This is a genomic window from Sphingopyxis witflariensis, assembly GCF_002205635.1.
GTDB lineage: Bacteria > Pseudomonadota > Alphaproteobacteria > Sphingomonadales > Sphingomonadaceae > Sphingopyxis > Sphingopyxis witflariensis.
On sequence record NZ_NISJ01000003.1, the window covers coordinates 58241 to 83606 of the forward strand.

The 25366-nt window shown below is 64.9% G+C and carries 22 protein-coding genes and 1 tRNA gene; 8 read left to right on the top strand and 15 right to left on the bottom strand.

All coding sequences use genetic code 11. The features are described 5' to 3' along the window. Positions 1–11: 11 nt before the first annotated feature. From mobF to CDQ91_RS06805, 8 genes are all read right to left on the bottom strand, one after another. A complete protein-coding gene (gene mobF, locus CDQ91_RS06770) occupies positions 12–2822 on the bottom strand; it encodes a MobF family relaxase (protein ID WP_088471985.1) in 2811 nt (936 codons plus the stop codon). Further along, on the bottom strand, positions 2822–4720 hold the full coding sequence (locus tag CDQ91_RS06775) for a type IV secretion system DNA-binding domain-containing protein (RefSeq protein WP_088471986.1): 1899 nt from the start codon (positions 4718–4720) through the stop codon (positions 2822–2824). The genes mobF and CDQ91_RS06775 overlap by 1 nt, the downstream gene beginning before the upstream one ends. Next, positions 4717–5085, bottom strand: a complete 369-nt coding sequence (locus CDQ91_RS06780) for a hypothetical protein (protein WP_088471987.1) — start codon at positions 5083–5085, stop codon at positions 4717–4719. The genes CDQ91_RS06775 and CDQ91_RS06780 overlap by 4 nt, the downstream gene beginning before the upstream one ends. 207 nt (positions 5086–5292) lie before the next feature. Further along, on the bottom strand, positions 5293–5907 hold the full coding sequence (locus tag CDQ91_RS06785) for a hypothetical protein (RefSeq protein WP_174688476.1): 615 nt from the start codon (positions 5905–5907) through the stop codon (positions 5293–5295). A gap of 107 nt (positions 5908–6014) precedes the next feature. Further along, positions 6015–6188, bottom strand: a complete 174-nt coding sequence (locus CDQ91_RS06790; protein ID WP_088471988.1) for a helix-turn-helix domain-containing protein — start codon at positions 6186–6188, stop codon at positions 6015–6017. 174 nt (positions 6189–6362) lie between these two features. Further along, positions 6363–7262, bottom strand: a complete 900-nt coding sequence (locus tag CDQ91_RS06795; protein WP_088471989.1) for a hypothetical protein — start codon at positions 7260–7262, stop codon at positions 6363–6365. Next, a complete protein-coding gene (locus CDQ91_RS06800; protein WP_164499241.1) occupies positions 7259–8455 on the bottom strand; it encodes a tyrosine-type recombinase/integrase in 1197 nt (398 codons plus the stop codon). Before CDQ91_RS06800 ends, CDQ91_RS06795 begins: the two co-directional genes overlap by 4 nt. A gap of 164 nt (positions 8456–8619) precedes the next feature. After that, positions 8620–8693 (bottom strand) — tRNA-Cys (locus CDQ91_RS06805). 245 nt (positions 8694–8938) lie between these two features. On the opposite strand from CDQ91_RS06805, the gene CDQ91_RS06810 reads away from it, so the two are divergent. From CDQ91_RS06810 to CDQ91_RS06820, 3 genes are all read left to right on the top strand, one after another. Further along, positions 8939–9595, top strand: coding sequence for a protein-L-isoaspartate O-methyltransferase family protein (locus tag CDQ91_RS06810; RefSeq protein ID WP_088471991.1), 657 nt, complete (start codon positions 8939–8941; stop codon positions 9593–9595). 38 nt (positions 9596–9633) lie between these two features. Next, positions 9634–11124, top strand: coding sequence for a TolC family outer membrane protein (locus CDQ91_RS06815; protein ID WP_088471992.1), 1491 nt, complete (start codon positions 9634–9636; stop codon positions 11122–11124). Positions 11125–11201: 77 nt separating this feature from the next. Further along, a complete protein-coding gene (locus CDQ91_RS06820) occupies positions 11202–11633 on the top strand; it encodes a DUF2497 domain-containing protein (RefSeq protein ID WP_088471993.1) in 432 nt (143 codons plus the stop codon). Positions 11634–11769: 136 nt separating this feature from the next. Here CDQ91_RS06820 and nudC read toward each other — a convergent pair whose 3' ends face one another. The 3 genes from nudC to CDQ91_RS06835 are packed head-to-tail and all read right to left on the bottom strand — an operon-like array spanning position 11770 to position 14950. Further along, the gene (nudC, locus tag CDQ91_RS06825) at positions 11770–12639 is read right to left on the bottom strand and encodes an NAD(+) diphosphatase (RefSeq protein ID WP_088471994.1); all 870 of its coding nucleotides are present in this window, start codon (positions 12637–12639) and stop codon (positions 11770–11772) included. After that, entirely contained in the window at positions 12639–13925 is a 1287-nt protein-coding gene (locus tag CDQ91_RS06830; protein WP_088471995.1) for a serine hydrolase domain-containing protein, read from the bottom strand. The genes nudC and CDQ91_RS06830 overlap by 1 nt, the downstream gene beginning before the upstream one ends. Beyond that, entirely contained in the window at positions 13922–14950 is a 1029-nt protein-coding gene (locus tag CDQ91_RS06835; protein WP_088471996.1) for an A/G-specific adenine glycosylase, read from the bottom strand. Before CDQ91_RS06835 ends, CDQ91_RS06830 begins: the two co-directional genes overlap by 4 nt. A gap of 26 nt (positions 14951–14976) precedes the next feature. Here CDQ91_RS06835 and CDQ91_RS06840 point away from each other — a divergent pair, with 26 nt between their 5' ends. The 5 genes from CDQ91_RS06840 (at position 14977) to CDQ91_RS06860 (ending at position 21513) form a co-directional block, all read left to right on the top strand. Next, positions 14977–15549: a DUF721 domain-containing protein gene (locus CDQ91_RS06840; RefSeq protein WP_237245859.1), complete on the top strand. Its 573-nt coding sequence runs from the start codon at positions 14977–14979 to the stop codon at positions 15547–15549. 17 nt (positions 15550–15566) lie between these two features. After that, entirely contained in the window at positions 15567–16292 is a 726-nt protein-coding gene (locus CDQ91_RS06845; RefSeq protein WP_088471998.1) for a DsbA family protein, read from the top strand. Between the two features lie 40 nt (positions 16293–16332). Next, the gene (locus CDQ91_RS06850) at positions 16333–17079 is read left to right on the top strand and encodes a thioredoxin domain-containing protein (RefSeq protein WP_088471999.1); all 747 of its coding nucleotides are present in this window, start codon (positions 16333–16335) and stop codon (positions 17077–17079) included. A gap of 265 nt (positions 17080–17344) precedes the next feature. Beyond that, positions 17345–20788: a chromosome segregation protein SMC gene (gene smc, locus CDQ91_RS06855; RefSeq protein WP_088472000.1), complete on the top strand. Its 3444-nt coding sequence runs from the start codon at positions 17345–17347 to the stop codon at positions 20786–20788. Continuing rightward, positions 20785–21513 (top strand): class I SAM-dependent methyltransferase, encoded by a 729-nt coding sequence (locus CDQ91_RS06860; RefSeq protein ID WP_088472001.1) that lies wholly within the window; start codon positions 20785–20787, stop codon positions 21511–21513. The genes smc and CDQ91_RS06860 overlap by 4 nt, the downstream gene beginning before the upstream one ends. Here CDQ91_RS06860 and ubiA read toward each other — a convergent pair. From ubiA to CDQ91_RS06880, 4 genes are all read right to left on the bottom strand, one after another. Continuing rightward, entirely contained in the window at positions 21510–22418 is a 909-nt protein-coding gene (gene ubiA / locus CDQ91_RS06865) for a 4-hydroxybenzoate octaprenyltransferase (RefSeq protein WP_088472002.1), read from the bottom strand. The genes CDQ91_RS06860 and ubiA overlap by 4 nt on opposite strands. Positions 22419–22490: 72 nt before the next feature. Then, the gene (locus tag CDQ91_RS06870; RefSeq protein ID WP_237245860.1) at positions 22491–23150 is read right to left on the bottom strand and encodes a TadE/TadG family type IV pilus assembly protein; all 660 of its coding nucleotides are present in this window, start codon (positions 23148–23150) and stop codon (positions 22491–22493) included. After that, positions 23147–23746 carry a TadE/TadG family type IV pilus assembly protein gene (locus CDQ91_RS06875; RefSeq protein WP_088472004.1) on the bottom strand — a complete coding sequence of 200 codons (600 nt, stop codon included), beginning with the start codon at positions 23744–23746 and terminating at the stop codon, positions 23147–23149. Before CDQ91_RS06875 ends, CDQ91_RS06870 begins: the two co-directional genes overlap by 4 nt. Further along, positions 23743–25347, bottom strand: coding sequence for a pilus assembly protein (locus CDQ91_RS06880; RefSeq protein ID WP_088472005.1), 1605 nt, complete (start codon positions 25345–25347; stop codon positions 23743–23745). Before CDQ91_RS06880 ends, CDQ91_RS06875 begins: the two co-directional genes overlap by 4 nt. Between the last annotated feature and the right edge of the window lie 19 nt (positions 25348–25366).

Here is a 25366-nt window from a genome sequence, read left to right on the forward strand (position 1 = left end):
TTTGGCAAGAGCTAAAGCCCCATGCCGGGCAGCGAAGTCGCGGCCTGGGAAACCGCCGCGCTGATTGCCTTGTCGGCGGCAGGCGCAGCGATGGCTGCTTGCGCCATGGCGGCCCCTGCGGCGGGTCCCTGCGATAGCGCGGTCTGCACGACGCCGGCGCGTTGGTTGATCGCCGATGTCAGTTTCGCGCAATCATCGGTGACGATCGTCGCCGACTCCTTCGCGCGCGAGATGCCGACATAGAAGCTCTTCTGGTCGACCAGATTGGCGGCGCGGCTGTCAGCGTGGATGATGACATGATCGGCGGTGCGCCCCTGCGCGGCGAATGCGGTGTCGACATAAGCGTGGGCGATATGCCGGTCGCGCGCGGTATCGAGGTCGAGCGTCTGTATCTGACCGCGAGCGCCACGCACCGTTGCGGTCCGTGCCTGCTCATCGATCGCGGCGACTTCGCCGCGCGCGCCGTTGATCCGCCCGGCCTCGCGATCGTTGCGGGTAAAGCGGATGCTGTCTCCGGTCCTGAGGTCAATTGTCTGGGACGCGAACACCTGCACGTTGCCGGCGCCCCATTGGCGAAGGCGCCAATCGACCTCACGCCCATCCTCGGACCTCAGCGCAATGGCGGCCTTCGCCGGATCGACCGCTTCGACACGATAGGCTTCGCCCCGCGCGACGCCCTTGTCGGGATAGTCGCGGGTGAAGCGCACGACATCGCCCCGGTCGTAGCTCAGCGGATCGCGCGCCTCGGCGCGGGTGAGGCTCTTGTTGACGAGACTTTCCATGGCGACGGCGGGACCGGAAAGCGCGCCCGATTTGGCCAGCGCCGCCCTTATGTCCGCCGTCAACGTGTCGCGCCCCTCGCGTGAGGGCTCAATGACAAGCGTGCGGGACCGCGCCCCCTTGTCGAGCCCGGAGTAGCGTTCGGCGATAGCGGCGAAGCGGCCGGCGCGATCGGCATGTTCGACGATCTGGCCGCCGCCACGATCGAGCGCGGCGAGCGCCTTCTTCGCATCGCCTTCTATCGAGGCGAGCACCGCCTCCTTGGCGGCTGCATTGCTCTGCCGGACGATTTCGCCGAGCGTGGCGGTCTGCATGCCGGCACTTTGAAGCTGCGCAAATGCCGCGCCGGCGTCGACCGATCCGAGCTGCTTCACATCACCCACAAGGATGACGCGGGCATCATGCTGCTCGACCAACTCGAACAGCCGCGCGGTATCGCGCGCCGACAAGAGCGAGGCCTCGTCGACGATCCAGGCGACCGGCTGGCCGGGAGCCGAACCCTCGGGCGCGAGTAGATGGCGCGCCACGGTATCGCCGCGCGTGCCGAGCGCTTCGCCGAGTGTCATCGCCGCCGATGCGGTCGGCGCCAGCGCGACCACCGACACGCCGCGCGCTTCGGCCTCGCGCGCGAAGGTGGCAAGTACCGTTGTGGTCTTGGCAGTGCCGGCATAGCCTTGGACCGCGGTGATACGATTGCGACTGGTAAGGAGCTGCTCGGTCGCGGTCTTCTGGTCGGCATTCCAGCCAAAGCCGGCGCGCTCCGATTGCGCCGCCGCGCTGGCGACAGCCTTGGCGGCGGCAAGAGGCGAAGCGATCGACGCGAGGGCGCCGCGCCCCTGCGCTTCGATACGGAGCAGCGCCCTTTCGGCGGCAATATTGTGGCGGGTTGTGAACCCGGCGAACGCGGCGCCGCGCCGATCGAGGAAGGTGCGGTCGATCAGGTCGCCCTCCTTCGCCGCCCGCCCGATCGCGTCGCCAATCTCGGCATAGCCGACCTTCCCAAGTCCAACCCGCCCCGCTTCTTCGTGGAGGGCCGCGACCGCAAACACCGACTGCCTCTCGCCTAGCTTGGCGGCGGCGTGGACGACGGCGCGATCGGCGATCGATGGATCGGGAAGGTGAATAGCGTTTGCCGCTTGGGCTTTGGCTTCGCGCACCAGTGCCAGCCGGGCCTCGGCATCGAACCCCGCCCGGTCGGCGGTCTCGCGCCAGTCGGCGACAAGCACGCCATGGTTGGTCGCCACCTTTGTCTGCCGCGTATCGAGCGCGGCCACGTGCTTTTCGGCAGCGCTTGCCTCCTCGCGCGAAGTTCCGCGCTCGCCGAGCGCCGCCTCGATCTCGGCGCTGCGCGTGCTGAACGCCGCTATCACATCCGCCGAGACACCCTTGATCTCGAACATCGACTCTTTGCCCGGTGCGATCTCATAACCGAGTTCGCGGACCTTCAAGGCCAGCTCCTGCCGGTAGATGGCGCCGATCTGCTTCTGGAGCTGATAGATGGCGCGCGGTTCGAGGCTGCGCCACGATCCATCCTCCCCCTGTGTCGCGTTCATGATGACATTGTGGGTGTGGAGTTGCGGGTCCTGCGCACGGCTCGTCCCATGCTGGAAGCTCGCGACGACGAGATTGCCGGTGGCCTCGCGTATCACGATGCCGCCATGCCGAACACGGGTCGCGGCCATATGCGCCTCGACATGCGCGAGCGCCGTCCTCACCGCTTGCCCATGCGCCTCGATCAGCCGCCGGTCGCCCGCAACCTCGGCCATGATCGACACCGACTTGGGCGCACTCAGCGTCACATCCCAGCCGGGGCGATGTTCGAGCTGGCCGTCACGAACTGTGCCGAGCTGCTGTCCCGCGACCTTGCCATCGAGCAATTCCCGAAATCGATCGCGATCGACATCGCCCGACAGCCCGAGCTCCTCGGCGCCCTTGCCCTGCCATTCTGATGGCGACAGCCCGCCTTCGGCATAATAATCGTCAGCCTCATAATAGCTGCTCGCCTGCGCTGAGCTCGTCAGCGCGGATACCGACGCGACCATCAGATCGGTCCACCGTCGTCCGCGGACGGAGGCGCTGGCGGCCTCTTCTTTACCTTCGGCTTTTCGACGACCGGCTCCTCGGCCGGTGTCGGCACTGCGCCGTCGGACTCTTCTTTGGGCGCCGCCTCCAACGGCCGGTGCCAGAGCGTTGTCTCCGGGTTCGCGGCGACGAATGCGGGCTGGCGCGGCTCACCGCGTTTCTCGATATGGTCGGCGGTGAGCGCGATGCGCGCGACCGGCAACCCATCGGGGAACAGCAAATAGCCCTCGTAGCGTGCGAGGCGCAGTTCGCTTTCGAAAACGGCGGGCCGGGTCTTGCGCTGTCGGCCAAGCGTTATCCGCGGCTTATCGTCGCCATCGCCAAGCGCGCCGGTCATGGTCTGGACTTCCACCTCGCAGGTGCCGATGGTGTCGCTCGCCCAGCGCCGGGACTCGCCGTCACCCATCTGGAGAAAGAGCTTGGTGTTGCAGCAGCCAAGCATGGATTCTGCGAGGTCGTCGCCGTAGCGATGCCGCATCTGGCCCACGCCTTGGAAGGTGAGCACGACCGCCGCCCCGAACTTGCGGCCCTCAGGTAGCAGGCGGGTCAGATTATCGACCCGCGGCAAGTCGGCCAGTTCGTCGAGCAGGAACCAGACGCGCCGGTCGGATGACGGAGCAAGGCCCAGCATGGCGCTCGCGGCGCATTCCAGCCAGCACGCGAGCAGAGGCTTGAGCGCCGCAAATTGTTCTTCCTTCCGCGGCACGAAGATCCAGGGCTTGGCGCCCTTCGTCTCGTCGAGGCCGGCGATGAAATCGCGGAACGAAAATACCTTTTCGCCTTCCTCTGGCATCCGAAGGAACTGGATTAGGTTCGCGGCCTTCGCGAGCATGAAGAGCACGCTGCCGGTGGCCCGGTCGGCGTCGTCGGAGAAGGTGCGCGCCGACGACGTGTCCTTGAGCCAGGTCTTGAGCTTGTCCTTGTCCATCTTCTGCAGCGCTTCGAGCAGGTCGGGCAGCGTGCATTTCTTCTCCTTCCACAGCTCCCGGATCATGTTGGCGACGAGGATGCGGCTCGTTTCCAGCCAGACGTCGTCGTCCTGCTTCCCGGTCTCGGTAACGAGTTGCTGCGCTATGCGATCGGCATCGGCGGGATGCGCGATCTCGGCAAACGGCGACCAATAGACGCAGCGGGCATCGAACGGATTGAGAATGATGTCGCCGCACTCGGGCCGGTAGTAGTGCGCGATGAACTCGCCGCTGGTGTCATAGACCAGCGCGGCTTCGCCGCGCGCGGCGATCCCGTCGAGCATCTGTCGCAGCACCGTCGTCTTGCCGCTGCCGGTCGTGCCGACCATCGCCATGTGGCGAGTTTCGAGGCGGCGGGGAAAGGGGACGGGACCGATCGCCAGCGGATGCGAACCGGCCTCGGCTCGCGTCAGTTTCACAAGCTCTTTCTCGCTCGTCACCTTGGTACCGTCGATTACGCGATCGCGGAGCGCGCGTTCGCGTCGGCGCGCGGCGACATCGCGGAGCAGGAGCAAGCCTGACAGCCACGCTACAAGCCCCAGCATGGCGCCGCGCATGACAAACGACTTGGCGATGCTCGCCCGGCGGACAAAATAGGGATCGGTCGCGACCGTGCGAGCGGGCGTCAGATAGTCCGTCCCCTGGTAGCGGATGACTATCCCGGGATCGCCGTCGTCGCCTGCAAACCATGACAGCATCTTCGCGTGATAATGGGTGCCGGTGTCCCGAAGGATGCTCGGGTCGAGCATTAGATAGGGCGCCGCCAAACCGCCGAGCGCGATCGATGATAGCATGACGGCAACATGCCGTTTGAACCGCCGCGTCTGGCTGTAGCGAAGATGACGCCGCAGCGTCTCGGCATGGAGCCGGAGATCATGAGGCTCGCTCATGGCCGTTCCTCCGCTGCCGCCCGTTGTCGGTCATAAGCTCGCTGCGTCTCGGCGCTGATGACCTCGTCGCTTTTGCCGCCGCCCTTCGCGGCGCTGCGCGCATAGCAATAGGCAGCGCAGGCCGTATGCAAGGTTCGGTCGAGCAGGCGTTCGACATCGGCAAGGCGCGTGCTCATCGACGCAACCTCCGCGACCAGTTCGTGATCGTCTGAGCTGCTGACGGTGGGATTTACCTGACCATCGATCCCTTTCTTCACGCAGCGGCGGAGCATCGCGTAAACCGTCTTGCCTTCCCGGTCGGCCAGCGCGCGAAGCGCCGTGTCGAGCGCCGCGGGCAGGCGGATGGAATGTTGGACGGTCTTCATCACGCCACCTCCACGAGGGTGCGGATCGCACCCTCCGATTTTGGCGGAAAAGCGTCGCTTCGGCGAAGCAGCGGCGAAGCGCACTCTGATCGCACCCTCGAAAAGTGGCGGAAAAGCTGGATGCACCCGTGCGTGAGGTGTGTATCCAAATTACGGGTCCGATGCGTAGCATCGCGGCCCTGCGACCCTGAGACAAAAACGACCGGTTCAGACATGGTCCAAACCTTTCAGGCAACCATCGCACATGGAGCCGCCGAGTTCGCTGGAGCAGCAATCGCAGGGTCGATCGCTTCCGTTTTGTAGAGCGTCAGTCATCGGTTTGGCGAAATGATCCGCCACCCATCGGGCAATGATAGCGCGAGCTTCCCGGTCGGCCTTGCGGCGGTCGATCTCGCGGTGCTGTCGCGGCTGATCGTAAAGGCCTTGCTCGACGATCCAGTGGAGTATCGTTTGCTCGATGGCTTTCTGCACTCGCTCATCGAGCCGGTGAGCTTCGACCGGATTGAGGTGCGCGGTCACGCCGGGAGCCTCGATCAATCCGCCCAGCGGAAGATAGCTCATGCCCGCCTTCTGCAACGGGCCATCGATCCGCAAACTTGAAAGCTCGCCCCGGTAGATATGGAGGGACGGGCGCTCATTGAGCGTCCATTGCGCGATCGAGCAGCGATAGGTTTCGCCATCGTCGTTGTCCAAGAGCAGTCGCTCGATGAGCGGCAAGGTGAAGCCGGCGACGCGATAGTCGGCGGTGAAACGAAGTGTGACCCTGCGGCCCGCCCACAAACGATTGGCGAGCCGGTCCAGGGCGCGGCAAAAAATAGACATGAGAAATCCTTTCGTGAAATCACGAAGCAAAGCTTTCGGGTGCTTCGGGGAGCAAGCGCGGAGGGGCCCGCCCATTCAAAAGGCTGGGGCCGTGGAGCGCCTGCGGGTCAGACGGCGGTGCGGGATTGTGCCAAGCGCCGGATGGATTCGGTGGTCAGCAGGGTTCGCCTGCCAATCTTGATGGAGACGAGGCCACCGGATTTTATCAAGGCGTAAACCGACGACCGGCCGACGCCGAGCGCCTTGGCGGTGTCATTTATCGATATGGCAATGGGTTCCATTTGCTTGTCTCCTTGCTGCCGATTCGCGGCGAGAGACATGCCAAGTTGCACATGGTTGCCGGTGTGTCGTCCAGCAATGGGAAAGCCGTACAAGTCTGCCGATGACGAGGATTACAGAAATGCGAGGAGGGGGTCCGAAAATCCTTTCGCAGCGATCGAAAAACGATGGTGCCGTCAGCGGCCTTCGGCGGGCGCGATCGTTTCAATATGTGCGCAGATTTTTTCCGCATAACGGGTCAATTGGTCGCGACGCGGCACGTCACCGGACGCATCGGCATTTGTTTCGAACCACTCCGCCAGCCAATCCTTGACGGTGCTAATCGCCGCCGGTCGATCCTTCACGTCCAACGTGCGTAGTCGGGGATCACCGATCAGCGCGATAATCGCGTCGTCATACCGGTATTTGGTGTTCCGGCCCGGTCCGCCTCGGCGCTTCGGTCTGCTCATCGCGAGCATCGTCTCGACATCATCGCGATGAAGATAAAGATCGGCGGGCAGCGACATGGCCGTTGGGTAACGCATGACCATCCCCCGATCCTTGCCGTGTTCGGAGAACAGGAAATAACGCAGCCTGCCGAAAAACAGCCTGCGGTTGAGCGGAACCCGCGTCTTGCGGAGCCGCGAAAGATAATAGGCTTTCGGGCCGTCCACCTTCTGCAAATAGCCTAGCACCTCGTCGAAGAGCCTGTCCGGTGCGTGGGGCAGTTTCAACGGCGCGTCGGGGATTTTCAGGCCATACTGATAAGCCTGCCGCCAAAGGTGCGGCGCTACCGTCGCCGCTAGCGCAGCCAATGTAAGGTAGAAGAAGAGGTCCGTTGCTGTCGAATGGGCCGATACAAGGAGGCCAATCAAGAGGAGGATGGACAGGAACCCGAAAGCAAAGCTGATGATGAAGGCCAGGTTATAATATCGAACCGGCGACGGCTTGGCGCGATTTATGATCGCGGCGTTGAGGCTCAAGCCCTCGTCCAGATCGTCCGATCTGAATTGAGCCAACACCTTCCAGAGCGGCACATTGTCGGCTTCGTCCCCGTCTGCGAAGATTTTCCAACCTTCTCCGGGGCGACCTGTCATCTATTTCCTCCTTCGCGCAATTCATCCAGATAGTCGCTCCACCATTGCGCCATTTCAACACGCTCAGTCCAATAGGCAGACTGGTTGTATATGCGCCGGACGCTGCCCGCGACCATGTGCGCCAGCGCCCGTTCGATCGCATCGGGGTTCCACTTACCGGATTCGTTCAAAAGCGAGGATGCAGATGTGCGAAAGCCGTGGGCCGTCATCTGGTCCTTGGGATAACCCATCCGGCGGAGCGTCGCATTGATCGTATTCTCACTGATCGGCCGTGTCCGCGATCTGATCGACGGGAACACATAGCGTCCAGAACCGGACAGGGTTCGCATGTTGGTGAGGATCGCTAGCGACTGCCGCGACAAGGGCACCGAATGAGGCTGGCGCATCTTCATCTTCCCTTCCGGAATGATCCAGACCGCCTTGCCAAAATCTACCTCCGTCCATTCCATATGACGTATTTCGCCGGGGCGCTGGAACACATGAGGCGTCAACTTAAGCGCGTGCATCACGGCTGGGTCACCTTGATAATCTTCGATCGCGCGAAGCAACGCCCCGAATGTGACCGCATCGGTGATTGCCGGAAAATGCTTGACCCTCGGGGTTGTCAGCGCGCCGATCAGCAATTGAGCCGGATCGCGCTCCGCCCGCGCCGTCGCAACTGCATAGCGAAACACTCGACTGGCAAAGGCGCGCAAGAGATTTGCGGTCTCCAGTCGGCCCCGACGCTCGTGCTTTCGCAATTCGTGCAACAATTCCTGCGGGGTGATCTCGGCCACCGGCCGTTTGCCGTAATCGTTTCCGAGCAGTTTCACGAACCAGCGCATCTTTCCCAGCGTGGGCTCCGCCATCCCCTCGCGCGCCTTCTTCTCGATCAGCTCCTGCGCCACACTGGAAAAGCTGTTGCTAGCGCGAATGCCTGCCTCGATGCGCTCTTGGCGCTTAACAAAATTGGGATCGATCGAATGAGCCAGTTGCCTTCGTGCTGCATCACGGGCCCTACGCGCTTCGGCCAAGGTGATTTCAGGATAGGAGCCTAACGCCAGTTTCCGCTCCACGCCGTTCATGCGATATTTGACGCGCCACAGTTTGCTACCCCTTGGATTGACCAGCAGGTATAAGCCCTGCGAATCTGAGACCTTGTATGGCTTCTCTTTGGGCTTCGCCTTTCGAATTGCGGTGTCGGTTAGCACGATGGGGGCCTCGCATTCATGGAGGCTTGGCGGAGCCCCCTGATTGGGCCCCCAACGTCTGCAACTACAGGCGAACAGAGGCCATCACTGGCAATCAGCGAATGGCCCTAAACTATCGGAAATTATGGGTTTTTTCAACCATCAGCACACCTCGGCTGACAGGTTTATGGAGGCCCGAGCCGGAATCGAACCGGCGTGCGAGGATTTGCAGTCCTCTGCGTCACCACTCCGCCATCGGGCCTCAATGCGCAGCTTTGCGTGGTTCGAGCGCCACTAGCCGCCCCCGTTTCGCAATGCAATTGGCTTGTTTCGCAATTTTGCTATTTCCGCATCCATCGCCGACGCACGAAGCGGGCTTGGCGGCACCTTCGCGGGCGGCTATGCGCGACGCAGCGCGGATCACGGCTGTATTATAATTGCAATACAGCATGGCTTGAGTTAAAGCAGCCTCCGCAAAGATCGAGGCCAGGAATCGGAAAAAGGCTGATGGCGACCAAATTGAGTGAAATATCCGCCGCGGACATGCGGGCTGCGATGATCGACAGCCAGCTTCGCACCAACGACGTCATCGACCCCGCAGTCGTCGGCGCGATGGCGGCCGAGCCGCGCGAAACCTATGTGCCCGCAGCACTGGCTGGCGTCGCCTATATGGACCGTGCGATCGCGCTGGGCGATGGCCGCGCGCTGAATCCGCCGCTGGTGACCGGGCGCATGCTGGTCGCCGCAGCGATTCGTCCGGGGACGCGCGTGTTGTTGATCGGCGCGGCGACGGGCTATGCTGCGGCGCTGCTCGCGCGGCTTGGCGCCGAAGTATATGCGGTCGAGGAACGGGGCGATCTGATCGCCACCGGGCGTGCCGCTGTCGCCGATGTCCACTGGATCGAAGGCCCGCTGAACGCTGGCGCACCCGGCGCCGCTCCGTTCGACCGCATCATCATCGACGGCGCGATCGAAACGCTGCCCGACGCACTGACCGCGCAATTGGCCGAAGGCGGCCGACTGGTCGCGGCGCGCCGTGACGGCGCGGTAACCCGGCTTGTCCAGGGGGTGAAGACCGGTGGCACACTCGCGCTGCGCAGCTTTGCCGACATGGACGTCGCGCCGCTGCCTGGCTTCGACGCTCCGACCGGTTTCCGCTTCTAAAGGTCATTTCCCTTTCCTTGCTGCAGGCTGACATGACGATGCTCGATACGAATAAGACACAGCCTCTCCGTCATGCCCGCTGGCTGACCGGCCTCGCGGTCGGTGCGCTGGCCCTGTCATCGCAGGCGCAGGCCGAAACGCTGCAAGGGGCGCTGGCAAAGGCCTATGAGAATAATCCGACGCTGACCGGCGCCCGCGCCGGGCAGCGCGCCAATGACGAAAATGTCCCGATCCAGAAAAGCTTTGGGCTGCCCGACATTTCGACGCGGGCGGACTATGAAGAAAATCTCATCATTCCGGGCAACAGCTTTTCCTCGCCGACGCGTTCGTTCGTCGCCAGCGGTCAATTGTCGGTGCCCATCTATCAGGGCGGCGCCGTGCGCAACGCCGTGGAGGCCGCAAAATATCGCGTCGAGGCGGGTCAGGCCGATTTGCGCGCGACCGAAGCGAGCATTTTTTCGCAGGTCGTCGGCGCCTATATGGATGTGATCCGCGATCAGGCGATCGTCCAGCTGAACCAGAAAAATGTGTCGGTGTTGCGCACCAACCTTCAGGCGACGAGCGACCGGTTCGAAATCGGCGACCTGACGCGCACCGACGTCGCCCAGTCCGAAGCGCGGCTTGCACTCGCCGAGGGCGACCTGCGCGGCGCGGAGGCGAATCTGATCGCCAGCCGCGAATCCTATATCCGGCTCGTCGGCGATGCGCCGGTCGACCTGCAAGCCCCACCGGCGCTGCCGAACCTGCCTGCGAGCACCGAGGATGCCGTCGCCATCGCACTGAACAACAACCCCGACATCGAGGCGGCGAATCTTCAGGTCAACGCCACCCGGTCGGACATCAGCGTTGCAAAGGCCAGCCGGGCCCCCAAAGTGTCGGCGACGCTGGGCGGCGGTTATAATAATTTTCTCGGTTCGCTTTCCAGCGGCGTATCGGGCGTCGGCGTCACGCAGGAAACATCGAGCGCGGCGGCCGGCGTATCGGTGACGCTGCCGATTTTCACCGCCGGGCGACGTTCGGCGCAGGTCCGCCAGTCGCAGTCGCGCAGCAGCCAGGCCATCGAAAATTATGTCGCGACCGAGCGCGGCGTCATCGCACAGACACGCGGCGCCTATGCCGCCTGGCAGGCGAATGAACGCGTCATCGCCGCGACCGAACAGGCGGTCAGCGCCAATGCGCTGTCGCTGGAGGGCGTCCGCGCCGAAAATAGCGTCGGCACGCGGTCGATCCTCGACATTTTGAACGCCGAACAGGAATATCTGAACACCCAGGTCCAGCTCGTTTCGGCGCGGCGCAACTCCTATGTCGCTGCCTTTTCGGTCCTCGCGGCGATGGGCAAGGCCGAAGCGCGCGACCTCGGCATCGAGGGCGGCGCGCTCTATGATCCCGCCGCCAATTACAATCGCGTCAAGGGCGAGATCTGGGATTGGGCCGACGATCCGGCGCCGCAGCAGCTGGCAACCGATACGCGCGGCGTCCCCGCCGCCGACGCCAGCGTCCCCGCCACCAATCCGCTGCCCCGACAATAAGGCTTGGCAAGCGCCGTCCGCTGCCGGTAAGACATGGTTAATCGCCCCACTTGCGGGCGTATCCGAAAGGGGCAGAAATGGGCGACATGTCGCGAGAGCCGTCGATGGAAGATATTTTGTCGTCGATTCGGCGCGTTATCGCTCGTGACGATGCCCCCGGTGCATCGCGCGAACCGCGCTCCGCCGCCAACGAAGACATTCTCGACCTCCATGATGCAGAGGCCGAAACGGCTTCGTCCGGCGAGGCCGCACCGACCGCGGAAGAGCTGGTGTCGACCGCCAGCGCCGACGCCGCGCGCCAGTCGCTCGAGGCGCTGACCGCTGCGATCGCGCCAGCCGCGGCCGCCGCCGTCGCTCATGCCGCGCCCGTTCAGGGACGCTCGATGGAAGATGTCGTGCTCGAAGCGCTGCGCCCGATGCTGAAAGACTGGCTCGACACCAACCTGCCCGACATGGTCGAGGCGATGGTGGCCAAGGAAATCAGCCGCATTACCGGCCGCCGGCTTTAAACAATCAGATCCTCCCCGTGGCGAAGCCATGGGGAGGTGGCAGTGGCGTAGCCGCTGACGGAGGGGCCATGACGCCGCCCCTCCACCACTCGCTTCGCGAGCGGTTCCCCTCCCCATCGCTACGCGACAGGGAGGATTATTTCGCCCAATCTTCCAGCAGATAACGCGCGATCGCCATCGGTGGCGGCGCCATGAAGGGCGCCCCCATGTCGCCCGCCAATGCGGCGCGCACCTCGGCACGGTCGACCCACATCGCCGCTTCGATCTCGGTTTCGTCGAGCGTCAGCGCAGGGTCGTGCGCGACGGCGCGGCAGCCGATCATCAGCGACGATGGGAAAGGCCAGGGCTGGCTCGCGACATAGCTGACGTCCGACACGCGGATGCCCGCTTCCTCGAACAATTCGCGCGCCACCGCCTCCTCAAGCGATTCGCCGGGCTCGACGAAGCCTGCGAGCGCCGAGAAGAAACCCGGCGGAAAGCCGCCCTGACGTCCGACGAGCACCCGCCCATCACATTCGGCGAGCATGATCACGACCGGATCGACGCGCGGGAAATGTTCGGCATTGCACGCGCCGCAGCGCCGTCCCCAGCCGCCACGGAACAGCTCGGTCGGGGTGCCGCACACCGCGCAGAAACGATGCCGCGCGTGCCAGTCGACCAGACTGCGCGCGCCGCCATAAAGCGCCGCCTCTTCGCCCGACAGCAACGGCAGCAGCCGCATCACGGTGCGCGAGCGCGCGTCGATCCGCGCGCCCGCAGGTGCTTCGCGCACAAAATGCGGGATGCCCGCATCGTCGAGGCCAAGCAGCATCAACGCGCGGTCATCAGCGGGGTCGAGCGGCTCCCAGCGGAGCCCGCCGCCGTCGCCCGGCACGAAATCAATCCCGTCGAGCACGAGGCAGCGCGCGCGCGGGTCGGTGGTCGTCGCAGCAAACGCACCCGCATCGGTACGCAACTGGTCGGCGCGGTCGAGCCACGCGCCGGTGAAACCAAGCGGCAACGGCATCAGCCCATCACATCCTTCTGAAAGGTTTCGCCGAATTTTTCCTGAAAAGGCAAAGCGCCCGACGGCATATATTGGGCATAGCCCGCGGCGCGATAGCCGCGCTTGCGGTCGACGAAGCCGATCGTGCCCGCCGCGCCCGCCCAGCCATAAATGCCCTCGCCCGTCGGCGAACTGGCCAGCGACACCCGGCCGCCGGCGCCAAAACCCTGCCCTTCGATGAAGGTGCCCTTGCGCGCGACACTGTCGTCGATGAGGTTCGACATGGCGAGCCGCGCGGTTTCGGGGCGCATGATCCGCGCCCCGCCAAGCGCACCTTCGCCAAGCAGCATCGCGAGGAAGCGGTCATAGTCGCGCGCGCTCGATACCAGCCCGCCGCCGCCGAACGGATAGGGTGGCGGGTCGAGATAGATCGAACTCGTCGCCGGATCGATCGGAAGCAAGGCGCCGCCAAAGGGCGCATAGTTGGTGGTGAGGCGGCCGACTTCGCTCGCCGGAACGCGGAACCATGTGCTGGTCATCCCCAGCGGATCGAAGAGGCGTGCCTTCAGAAAGGCATCGAAAGCCTGACCCGACGCGACTTCGATCACCCGTCCCAACAGGTCGAGGCTGACCGAATAGCTCCACTGCGTCCCCGGATCATAGACGAGCGGCAATTGGGCGAGCCGGTCGGCCATTTCCGCAAGGCTCGCCGCCGGAGTGACCGGCGGGAAGCCGGGAATCGGCAGGCGGCTGACCTGTCCGCCGACGATGCCTGCATCGTCATAGGCCTTTTTGATCGGCCCCTTCTGGATGATATTATAGCCCAGGCCCGCGGTGTGGGTGAGCAGGTGGCGCACCGTGATCTGCGTCTTCGCCGGATGCAGTTCGGTGATCGATCCATCCGGCACATTCTGCACCTGCATCTTTGCAAAGGCGGGCAGGAAGTCGGCAATCGGCTGGTCGAGCTTCATCTTGCCATCTTCGATCAACAGCATCGCTGCGATTCCGGTGACGGGCTTGGTCATCGAATAGAGGCGCCACAGCGTGTCGGGGCCAACCGGGGTCTGCGAATCCATCGCGAGCGTGCCCGCGCCGAAAAACTCGGCCGCCGCCTGTCCCTTGCCGACCGCGGCGAGCGTGCCCGCCAGTTCGCGGCGATCGACGAACCCTTTGATGAAGCTATTGGTTGCGGGATAGAGCGAGGCGCCGTCGGCTTTCCACGCCAGCGCCGCGCGCGGCAGCATCGTGGCGGCCCCGCCAAGAGCGAGTCCGCCGAGCAAGGCCCGGCGCGAAACCATCATGTTCATCCGTCTTTCTCCCGCATTTTGTCGGTCAGCTTGCGATAGAGCGTCGGCAAGCCTGCCGCGTCAAGATCCGAAAGCGGCCACCATTCGCCTTCCGCTGCGGAAAGCGGGACTTCGCGGCGCACCAATGTCAGCGTCAGATCGAAATGGGTGAAGCTGTGGTCGATGCGCGCGATACCGGACTCGGCCGGAGGATCATCCTCCCAAGCCCCGCCGGGCAGCGCGCGCATCCCGCCGAGCATGCCCTTGTCGGGGCGGCGCACCAGCCAAAGACGATCGGCCTCCTCGATCCAATAAGCCAGCCCGTGACGATGCGGCTTCGCCTTTTTGGGCGGCTTGACCGGCAGGCTTTCGGCGTCGCCGCGCGCGCGCGCCATACAATCGGTCATCACCGGACAGATCACGCAGGCCGGACCGCGCGGGGTGCAGATGGTGGCGCCGAGATCCATCAGCGCCTGCGCGAAATCGCCCGGCCGGTCGTTCGGGACAAGCGGTGCGAGCGCGGCGCGAATCTCGCGCTTCGCCATGGGCAGCGGTGTCGTGATCCTGCGGTGGCGCGCGATCACGCGTTCGATATTGGCGTCAACGACAACCGCCGCGCGGCCAAAGGCGATCGAAGCAACGGCAGCGGCGGTGTAATCGCCGATCCCCGGCAGCGCGCGAAGCCCTGCCTCGCTATCGGGAAAATGCCCCCCATGATCGCGGACCACCGCGCGGGCGCAGGCAAGCAGATTGCGGGCGCGGGCATAATAGCCCAGCCCCGCCCATGCCGCCATGACGTCGGCATCATCGGCGGCGGCGAGATGCTGAACCGAGGGCCAACGCGCGGTGAACCGCTCGAAATAGCCCGCAACCGCCGCAACGGTCGTCTGCTGGAGCATGATTTCGGCCATCCAGACGCGATAGGGATCGGGCACATGGCCGCTGTTCGGTGGAATCCGCCACGGCAGCACGCGCGCGGCGCGGTCGTACCAGCCGAGGATGCGGCCCGCGAAATTTTCGGCGCTGTGGGAAGTCTGGACGCTCACCCCCCGCCTATGGCATGGCGCAGGACATGGTAAAAGACACCGGGCAGGATGAACCCGCCAAAAAGGCAAAGACGAAAGCCAGGGCAAAGACCGCCAAGCCCGCCGCGCGCCCCTATGAGCGGCCACGCGGCGGCGAAGCGCGCGCCATCTCCGACCTCGTGCCCGAAATCGGCCGCACCGCCTTTCGCAAATTCGGCTTCATCCAAAGCTCGGTGGTCAGCCGCTGGCGCGAGATCGTCGGCGACCGGCTCGCCGACGTCACCCAGCCGGCAATGATCCGCTTTCCCGCCGGCCAAAAGGCGGGCGGGACGCTGCATCTGACGATCAGCGGCGCGCACGCCCCGATGCTCCAGCATGTCGGTCCCGACATCATCGGCGCGGTCAACCGCTTCTTCGGCTATGCCGCGATCGCGCAGATCCGCATGAGCCACGGCCAGGTCACGCCCGCCGCGCCCGTTCAGCCACCGGCCATGCTGAAACCCGTACCGGCCGAACTGGGGGATAGTCTGCGCGACATCGGCGACCCGGAACTGCGAACCGTGCTCGAACGCATGGCAGCGGGGCTGGCGTCACCAACCAAACTTCCCCGGATCAATTGAAGGAAGCACCGCAGCCTATGTCGAAATTTCGGGCACCCGCTCTGTCACGCCGGATGATGATCGGCACCCTGTCCGCCGCCGCGCTGACGCTGCTCACCGCCGCAGCGCCCGCCAAACCCGCGGCAGCGCGCCTTTCGGCGACGGTGGCCGCCAACGAGATCGGCGCCTTCGTGATGGGCAGCCCGACGGCCAAGGTCCGGCTGGTCGAATATTTCAGCTACACCTGCTCGCACTGCGCCGAATTCGAAAAGATTTCCGCAGTCCCGCTCAAATCGCTCTATGTCGACAAGGGGCTGGTCGTCGTCGAATATCGCAACCTCATCCGCGATCCGCTCGACATGACCGCGGCGCTGCTGGCCCGATGCGGCGGCGCAAGCGCCTTTCCTGCGAACCACCGCGCGATCATGCTCGCCCAGCCGACGTGGCTCGGCAAGGTGATCAAAATGACCGAAGCGCAAATGGCGCCCTGGTATCAGGGCAGCACCACCGAACGCGCCGAGCGGATCGCCGCCGACAGCGGGCTGACCGCATTGATGCGCACGCGCGGCTATAGCGCCGCAGCGATCAAAACCTGTCTGGGCAGCGAGGTCGCCGCCGCCGAAATCACCGGCATGACCAATATCGGCAAAAACGCCGACCATGTTCAGGCAACCCCGACCTTTTTCGTCAACGGCCGCCATGTCGACGGCAGCGATTGGCCGAGCGTCAAAAGCCGCCTCGACCTGGCGATCAAGGGAAACTAAGAGTCACGCCAACAACGCCATCTTCGGAGATGAGAATATCATGATCAAAGCCTCGCTGCGCATCGCCCTTCTGTCCTCGCTCGGCGCGCTGGCGCTCGCCGGTTGCGGCGACGCCAAGACCGACCCGTCCAAGGAACAGGATGTCATCGCCAAGGTTGCGGCGCCTGCAGGCAAAAGCTGGTCGGCGACGGTCAGCAAGACCGCCGATGGTGGTTATGTGATGGGCAACCCCGAGGCTCCGATCAAGGTGATCGAATTCGCCTCGCTCACCTGTTCGCATTGCGCCGACTTTTCCAGGGATGCCAGCGAGGAGCTGAAGCGCGATTTCATCGACACCGGCCGGGTGAGCCTGGAAATGCGCAACTTCATCCGCGATCCGCTCGACGCGTCGGCGGCGGCGATCATCCGCTGCGCCCCGACCGAGCGCTTTTTCCCGCTGATGGAAAATGCCTTCGCCTCGCAGGCCGACCTGTTCGCGGCCGCGCAGGCCAATCCGAAGGGCGGCGAGGCCGCGATGGCGCTTCCCCCGGCGCAGCGCTTCCCCGCGCTCGCCAAGGCGTGGAAGCTCGACCAGTTCTTCCAGTCGCGCGGGATGACCGGCGATCAGGTCAACGCCTGCCTTGGCAATCTCGACAATATTTCCGCGCTCGAGAAGAGCACCAACAGCGCGATCGAACAGTATAAGATCGCCGGCACGCCGTCCTTCATCATCAACGGCCAGCTCGCCGAAGGCATTGCCAACTGGGCCCCGCTGCGCGACCGGTTGCGCACGATGGGCGTGCGCTGAGCGGCATGAATATCCTCCCTGTCGCGAAGCGGTGGGGAGGTGGCAGCGCGCAGCGCTGACGGAGGGGCTATGGCGCACCCGTCCCGGCCCCTCCACCATCCGCTTCGCGGACGGTCCCCCTCCCCATCGCTGTGCGACAGGGAGGATCGCTGCGGTCCTGCCCTCTTGCGACTCCCCGCGTGGCGCGGCATGACGGTCGGCCAGGGGGAATTGTGACGGCACAGTTGCGGCCATTGCGAATCATCACACTGCACGGAGTATCTTCGTGCAGATAAAGCGCCTGCGCCTGACCGGTTTCAAAAGCTTCGTCGAACCGACCGAGCTTCGCATCGAACCCGGCCTGACCGGTGTCGTCGGCCCCAATGGCTGCGGCAAATCCAACCTGCTCGAGGCCATCCGCTGGGTGATGGGCGAATCCTCCGCCAAATCGATGCGCGGCGGCGGGATGGAAGACGTCATCTTCGCCGGCACCTCGTCGCGCCCCTCGCGGGATTTCGCCGAAGTGGCCCTGCACTGCGACACCGAAGGAGCACTCGTCGCCGGCCTGTCCGATGGAAGCGACGGCGACGAACTCGAGGTTATCCGCCGCATCGAACGCGGCGCAGGATCGGCCTATCGCGCCAACGGCCGCGACGTGCGCGCGAAGGATGTCGCGCTGATCTTCGCCGACGCCGCGACCGGCGCGCACAGCCCGGCGCTGGTCAGCCAGGGCAAGATCGCCAATGTCATCGCCGCCAAGCCGACCGATCGCCGCGCGATGCTGGAGGAAGCCGCCGGGATCGCCGGACTGCACGTCCGCCGCAAGGATGCCGAGCAGAAATTGCGCGCGACCGAAACCAACCTCACGCGCCTGTCCGAAATCGTCGCCGACATGGAAGTGCGCGCCAACGCCCTGCGGCGGCAGGCGCGCGCCGCCGAAAAATATAAAAAGCTCAGCGACGAGATTCGCATCGCCGAAGGACGGCTGATCTATGCCCGCTGGCGCGACGCCGCCGCCGCCGCCGATCAGGCGCGCCGCGACGCCGACGCCGCCGAAGCCGCGGTGAAAGCCGCACAGGAAGGGCTGGAGGAGCTTTCGCACGCACAGACCGAGGTCGCCACCCGCGTTGCCGCCGCGCGCAGCGACGCACAGGCGCAGCGCGACGCGCTGGCCGAAGTCACCGCGACGCAGGTGCGGTTGCAGGGAGAAGAGCGCGCGGCACGCCAGCGCCTCGACGATCTGGCGGCGCAGCAGGCACGGCTCGCCGACGACCGCGCGCGCGAAGGCGAACTGGCGCGCGACGCACATGCGGCGCTGACCGCGCTCGATGCCGAAACCAAAACGCTGGCGCGCGACATCGCCGCGCACGACGCGGGCAAGGCGGTTCTCGCCGAGGCAAACCAGAGCGCGCAGGCACGGCTGCGCGATGCCGAGGTCGCGCTGGCGCAGGCGCGCGCCAAGGCGGCGAGCGAGGCCGCCGACCGGCGCATCGCGGTGTCGGCGCGCGACAGCGCCGAGGCGGCAGTACGGCGCGTCGGACAGGACAAGGCGCGCGTCGATGCCGAAATCGCCGCGCTGGGTGACAGCAGCGCGCTTGCCGCGAAGCAGAGCGAAAGCGCAGCCGCAGCCGGAGCGGCCGAAGGCGCCATCGCGACCGCCGAACAGGCATTGCAGGCCGCCGAGGCCGACCGCGAAGCCACCGCCGCCGACCTCGCGACGATCGACGCCGGACTCGCCGAAGCGCGCGCCGCACTCGCCGCGCTCGACGGTGAGGCGGGGACGCTCGAACGCGCGCTCGCTGCCGCACGCAGCGACGCGAACCGCATCCTCGACCAGCTGCGCGTCGCGCCGGGTTATGAAGCCGCCCTTGCCGCCGCATTGGGCGACGATCTCGACGCCGGAACCGACAGCGCCGCGGCACGCAGCTGGGGCGGCGTTGATTCGCGGGGCGACGACCCCGGCCTGCCCGCCGGCACCCGGGCGCTCGCCGAATATGTGAAGGCACCGGAAGCGCTCGCACGACGGCTGGCGCAGGTCGCGGTGGCCGACCGCGACGAAGGTCAGCCGCTGGCCACCGGGCAACGGCTGGTGACGACCGAGGGCGTGATGCGCCGCTGGGACGGCTTTGTGTCGCGCGGTGACGGCGCGACGGCCAGCGAAAGATTGATACGGCAGAACCGGCTCGACGCGCTTGCGGCGCAGCGCCCGCAGGTTGAGCTGGGAGTCATGAACCTGCGCGACAGGCGCGAGGCGGCCGCCGCGCGCGCGGCAACCCTCGCCGAAAATGCCGCGACCGCGCGCAGGCAGCTTGCGCAGGCCGACGAAGCGCGGCGCACCGCGCTGCGCGCCGCCGATCAGGCGCAGGCAGCGCTCGACCGTCATCGCGATGCCACGGCGATGTTCGACCGGCGGCTGGGCGAAATCGCCGAGGCGGCGAAAGAGGCGGCCGATCAGCTCGCGGCGCAGGAAGCCGCGCTCGCCGCGCTGCCCGACGACAGCATCGCCCGCGCCGCGCTGGACGCCGGGGAACAGGCCGCCGAACGCGCCCGCACCGATGCGGTCAGCGCGCGCGACGCGCTGACCGCGCACGACCGCGCGCTCGCCGCCTTGAGCGAACGGCAAGCGGTGGTGAGCGCCGAGATCAAGAGCTGGAAGGCGCGCGCGGGCGAAGCGGCGCGGCGCGTCACCGATATGGACAAGCGCGCCGATGCGCTGGCCGCCGAAGCGGCAAAGCTCGCCAATGTGCCCGAGCGGCTCGCCGAACAGCGCACCGCGGCGGAGGCACAGCAGGCGGCGCTGCGCGAAAAGGCCGCCGCCGCCGAAGTGCAGGAACGCGAAGCCGAAGCGGCGCTGCGCGAGGCCGAAGCGGCGCTCAATGCGATCCGCGAGCGCGTCGCCGCGGCGCGCGAAACCCGCGCCGGGGCGGTCGCGCGATCGGAAAATGCCGAACTGCGGCGGATCGAAATGGGGCGGCTGTCGGGCGAGCGGTTCGAATGTCCGCCACCGCTGCTCCCCCAAAAGGCCGGGTTCGACAGCGAAGACGTCCGCGACGCGAACGCCGAATCGGCCCAGCACGACCGGCTGATCGCCGATCGCGAGCGGCTGGGTCCGGTCAACCTCGTCGCCGCCGACGAACTCGCCGAACTCGACACCGAACGCGAGAAGAGCGCCGCCGAGATCGAAGAACTGACGCAGGCGGTCCATCGCCTGCGCGGGTCGATCGGCAATTTGAACCGCGAGGGTCGCGTCCGCCTGCTCGCGGCATTCGAGACGGTCAACGGGCATTTCCAGCGGCTGTTCACGACATTGTTCAACGGCGGGCACGCGCATCTGGAACTGGTCGATTCGGACGATCCGCTCGAGGCGGGGCTGGAGATTATGGCGCAACCGCCGGGCAAGCGGCTCGGCACGCTGACCTTGCTCTCGGGCGGCGAACAGGCGCTGACCGCGGTCGCGCTGATCTTCGGCCTGTTCCTGACCAATCCGGCGCCGATCTGCGTCCTCGATGAAGTCGATGCGCCGCTCGACGACGCCAATATCGAGCGTTTCTGCGACCTGCTCGACCGGATGTCGCGTGAGACCAACACCCGTTACCTGATCGTCACCCACAACGCAGTGACGATGGCGCGCATGCACCGCCTGTTCGGGGTGACGATGATCGAGAAAGGCGTGTCGCGGCTCGTCTCGGTCGATCTGGGCGGCGCCGAAGAACTGCTCGCGGCGGAATGACGAAAGCCGCTGTCGACATTTATGATCCGGTGTTCGTGAAGGGGATCTTCGATCGCTGTTCGCGACGCTATATTTTGTTCAGCACCTTCTGTTCGATGGGATTCACCGAGCGATGGCGCCGCCAATGCGTCGAGCGGTTGGATCTGCCGGGCACCGGCGGCTTATCGGGATTCGACCTGATGGCAGGCACGGGCGAAGTCTGGCCACACCTGTTTCGCCGCCACCCCGATGTCAGCGACATCACCGCGGTCGATATTTCATCGGGCATGCACAAGCTGGCGATGGAAAGGCTTCATCGCGAACGGAGCCATCGCATCGCCTTTGTGGAAGATGATGTGTTTGCGAGCAATTTGCCGGCGACCTCGGCCGATTTCATCCTTTCGACCTTCGGCCTCAAAACCTTCAACGAGACCCAGCTACGTGAGCTTGCCGATCTGACCGCGCGCCTCCTTCGGCCGGGCGGACGTTTTTCCTTCATCGAGGCATCGGACCCGAAGGGCTGGTTCCTGCGTCCGCTATATCTGCTCTACCTCAAGGGAATACTTCCGTTGGTCGAACGCCTCTTTCTGCGCGGGGCGCAGGATTTCGCGATGATCGGTACCTATTGTACCAATTTTGGCGACGCGCGCCGTTTTGCCGACATGCTGCGCGAGGCGGGGTTGAAGGTCGAGTTCCGGCGCCATTTCTTCGGCTGCGCAACCGGCGTCAGCGGATTCAAGCCTTAGGGCGCCATTCCCACCACCAGCATCGCGGCCAGGACCAACAGCCCCGCGAAACGATTGCTGCGGAACTTGGCGAGCGCGTCGGCGCCATTGGCCGGGTCGAGCGTCACCACCTGCCCCGTCAGATGCAGCGCCGCCGGGACCAGCGCGACCAGCACGAGCGGATCGGGACGCACCGCCCACAAGGCACCGGCCCAACCGGCGAGCGCGGCACCATAGCAAAGCGCAACCCCGCCGCGAACATGGCGGCCCATCGCCCGCGCACTCGATTTGACACCGATCATCATGTCGTCCTCGATGTCCTGAAGCGCATAGATGGTGTCATATCCGATCACCCACGCGATGCAGCCGGCATAGAGCAACGGCAGCGCGAGCCCCTCGATGCCGCCCACCGCGACCCAGGCGACGAGCGCGCCCCAGCTGAACACCAGCCCCAGCCACGCCTGCGGCCACCAGGTGATGCGCTTCATGAACGGATAGGCGGCGACGGGCAGCAAGCTGCCAAGCGCGACAATCTGCGCCGCCAGCGGCAACTGAATGAGCACGAGCAGGCCGAGCAGCGACAGGAAGATCATCCACAAGGCGGCGTTGCGCACCGAAACCGCACCGCTCGCGACGGGCCGCGACGCGGTGCGCGCCACGCGCACGTCGAGGTCGCGATCGACAATGTCGTTATAGACGCACCCCGCGCTGCGCATCGCGACGACGCCGAGCATCAGCCACAGGAACAGCGGCCAATGGCTGACCGCCCCACCCGCGAGCGCGACGCCGAACGCGCAGGGCCAATATTGCAGCCAGATGCCGATTGGCCGGTCGAAGCGCGCAAGCAGCGCATAGGGCCGCGCCCCGGCGGGAAGCAGGGCAATCAGCCCCTGATGCTGGCTGTCGGGAGGATGGATGGCGGTCATGCGTGGTGACGCGCGATAGCAGCCCCCGCCTCGCCAATAAATGCCTGATTCACCTTGTCGGCCTGATCGCTATCAGGTGCAGGTCGACGGCGTCGCCGCTGGCGCGGGATTATAGACCTGCTGCAGGTCGCGCCCTTCGCGGATGTTGAAAGCGGCGGTCGACCGGATCGTCTGCGGCTTCAGCCACTTGCCATAGACGAGCGATTTATATTGATAGGTGATCTCGACGAACATCACCGCGGTCCCGGCCGGCGCCTTTACCTCGGAGCCTTCGGGCCCCATCCCGGGAAAATCGGTCCCGGTGATCCCCGTTCCTTCCGGGCCATAGGCCGAATTGACTTTCATATCGCCATAGCAACGCTGCCAGTGAATCCATTGCCCGTCATCGGGATTGCGTTCGAGACTGGACAGGATGATGCGGCCATTGGGTTTGAAATCGAGGCCTGCGGCCTGTGCTTCGACCCCCGTGAACACCTCATTGATGTCGATTTCGCGAATCGAGGGCTGCGACAGGCTGCTTCCGAACGCGATGCGCGAGGCATTGTCGGCGGCGCTGAGCCCGATCTGGCTGATCCGTGTATGGGTCAGGGTCAGGTTCGCGATTTCTATCCCGCCAAAGCCGAGCACAACCAGCCCGGGAATCGCAAAGGCCATTTCGACGGCCACTGCGGCGCGGCGGTTCCGCCACAAGCGCGCCATGGCCAGGCGGACAGGATTGCGGCGCGCGATCATGAGCATTTCGCCGGATTGGCGTCGGTGCCGGCGCGATAGGGCTGGTTGCGCAGCACCGTCGTCTGCGTCAGCGTCGTCGACTGCGGCTGGCCCAGCATCTGCCACACGGGCAAAACGCGCTTGAACTCCATTGCCGCCGTATAGAGGACGACATCGTCGGCGCCGCCATTGCCATTCTTTCCGCGATCGGAGTCCCAGGTGCCGTTGCCGTTAAAATCCTCGAAACATTCGCCGCTGTCATAGCTGTTGTTGCCGTTCTTGTCCTTGAACGCTTCCGGCTTTCCGATCTGGTCGAAGCTGTCATAGACTTTGCGCGTGAAGGTCACATTGGCATTGACGAACACCTTCTGCACTTCGCTGCGAACCTTGGCATCGAGCGCAGTCTGATCCGTGGCGTTATATTCCAGCGTCGCATCGCGGGCCGCCTTGGCCACCGCGCCCTGCAACACCTGTTTGGCGTAAAATTGCCAGCTGAAATCAAAGATGCCCATCAACAGGAGCAGGAAGAGCGGCGCGGTTATTGCGAACTCGATGGCCGCGACGCCGCGCTGATGCCGACCGAAATTGCGCGCACGCTGGCGAAGACCCCGGGTCATTGCGACAGCCTCAGGCGCGAAATCTGATCGGCGATCGACTGGAATATGCCCTTGAGCTTTTCCGCGCTTCCCGTCTGATAGGCCTTGCCGGGCGTCGCGCATTGGGTGAGCTGACTGTTCAGCGTCACGCCAAAGCCGATCACCCAGATGGTGACCTTTGCATCATTGTTACCGACCTGCATATTCTTTGCCTTTTCGCAAAGCTGCACGAAGCGGTTGTTGTGGCGCGCGACGGCATTGCTGTCGCTCGTCGCCCCGATGCGGGCGATGACCTGTTCTTCGCCCTGATGCGAATAATTGTCCATCGGTGCGGTCATTTCGCCATCGGTCATGAAGATGATGTGACGGCTGATCGGGCGCCCGTTCGAAGCCGTCGCATTCTCGTTCGCGAAAAGGCCCGCCGGCGAAAGCAGCCGCGCGCCCCACGCCATGCCGGCGTCATGATAGGTAAATCCCTGCGGCCTCAGCGACGCGATCTTGTTCGTGAATTCGGTCTTGCCCGCGTCATTCATCTCGGTCAGCTTCATCGCCGGCACCGGGCATGCCGCGGTATCATCACCGTCGTCCGCATTCTCACCGAAGCTGTTTTTATCCGATCCGGTCGAGGAGGACGAAGAACCGCGCGTAAAGGCGAAATCAGGAAAGAACAGCTTCCATTTGGTGTCGTCGTCAGCCGTGGGCACCATGTCGATATTCATATCATAAGCCGCCGCCGGTGCGGTCGTCGTGGCATTGAAAGCCGTGGTCTTCCGCTCGATGATACAGCCATCCCAGGTGGCGGATTTATCCACCCCCTTGTCTCCTGTATTGAATTTCACTGTCCCGCCGCCCTTGGCTCCGGCAACGGGGAGCGTCCGGTCTTCATAGGTATAATCGACGAACTTCCCGTTTTTGTCGTAACGCGGCGTCCGCGACGGCAGCCTCACTGAATCGGACAGCCACGCCGGATTCGCCTTGTTCAAAATCGCCCCGACATTGACGGTCCCGCTATAGGGAACGACGCCAAAGCGCAGCTTGCCATCCCCGATCTCCGCCTTGGTCAGCGTGTCGAAGAATATCATCGTCGCGTTGCGCAGCCCCACGATTTTCGAAACCGAATCTCCGGCGTTCGTGCGCGACATCGACCCCGTGACGTCGAGCACGAGCATCACGTCGGTGTTGGAAATTTCCAGCTTGGCCGCGCAATTCGCGGTCAGGTCAAACTGTGGCTTGTCAAAAATGGCCATGATCGCGGTCGGCAGCTGTGCGCTCGCGGTGCCCTTGACGTCGGTCGTGCCGCTCGGCACCGACTCGAAACTGATCGCCTCGCTGCCATAGATGCCGGCAGGGAAGTTGGCGTTGAACATCTTGTTCGCTTCGGCTTTTTGCGAGCTGCCATAGTCCCCGCCAGCCATGGCGCGGCGTCCGGCGAGCACGCCGGCATCGCACGCCTGCTGCAGGCGCAATTGCGCCATATAGCCGCGACCGATATCGACGCCCGACCCCACAATGCCGAGAATCGGAAGAAGCGCCGCCGCCGTCAGCATCAGGGCGTTGCCACCCTCGTCACGAATGAATGTGCTGGCACCCGGCCGCAAGCGGCTGATGATGGTCCCTCGCATGGTCTGAACCCCTCTTGGC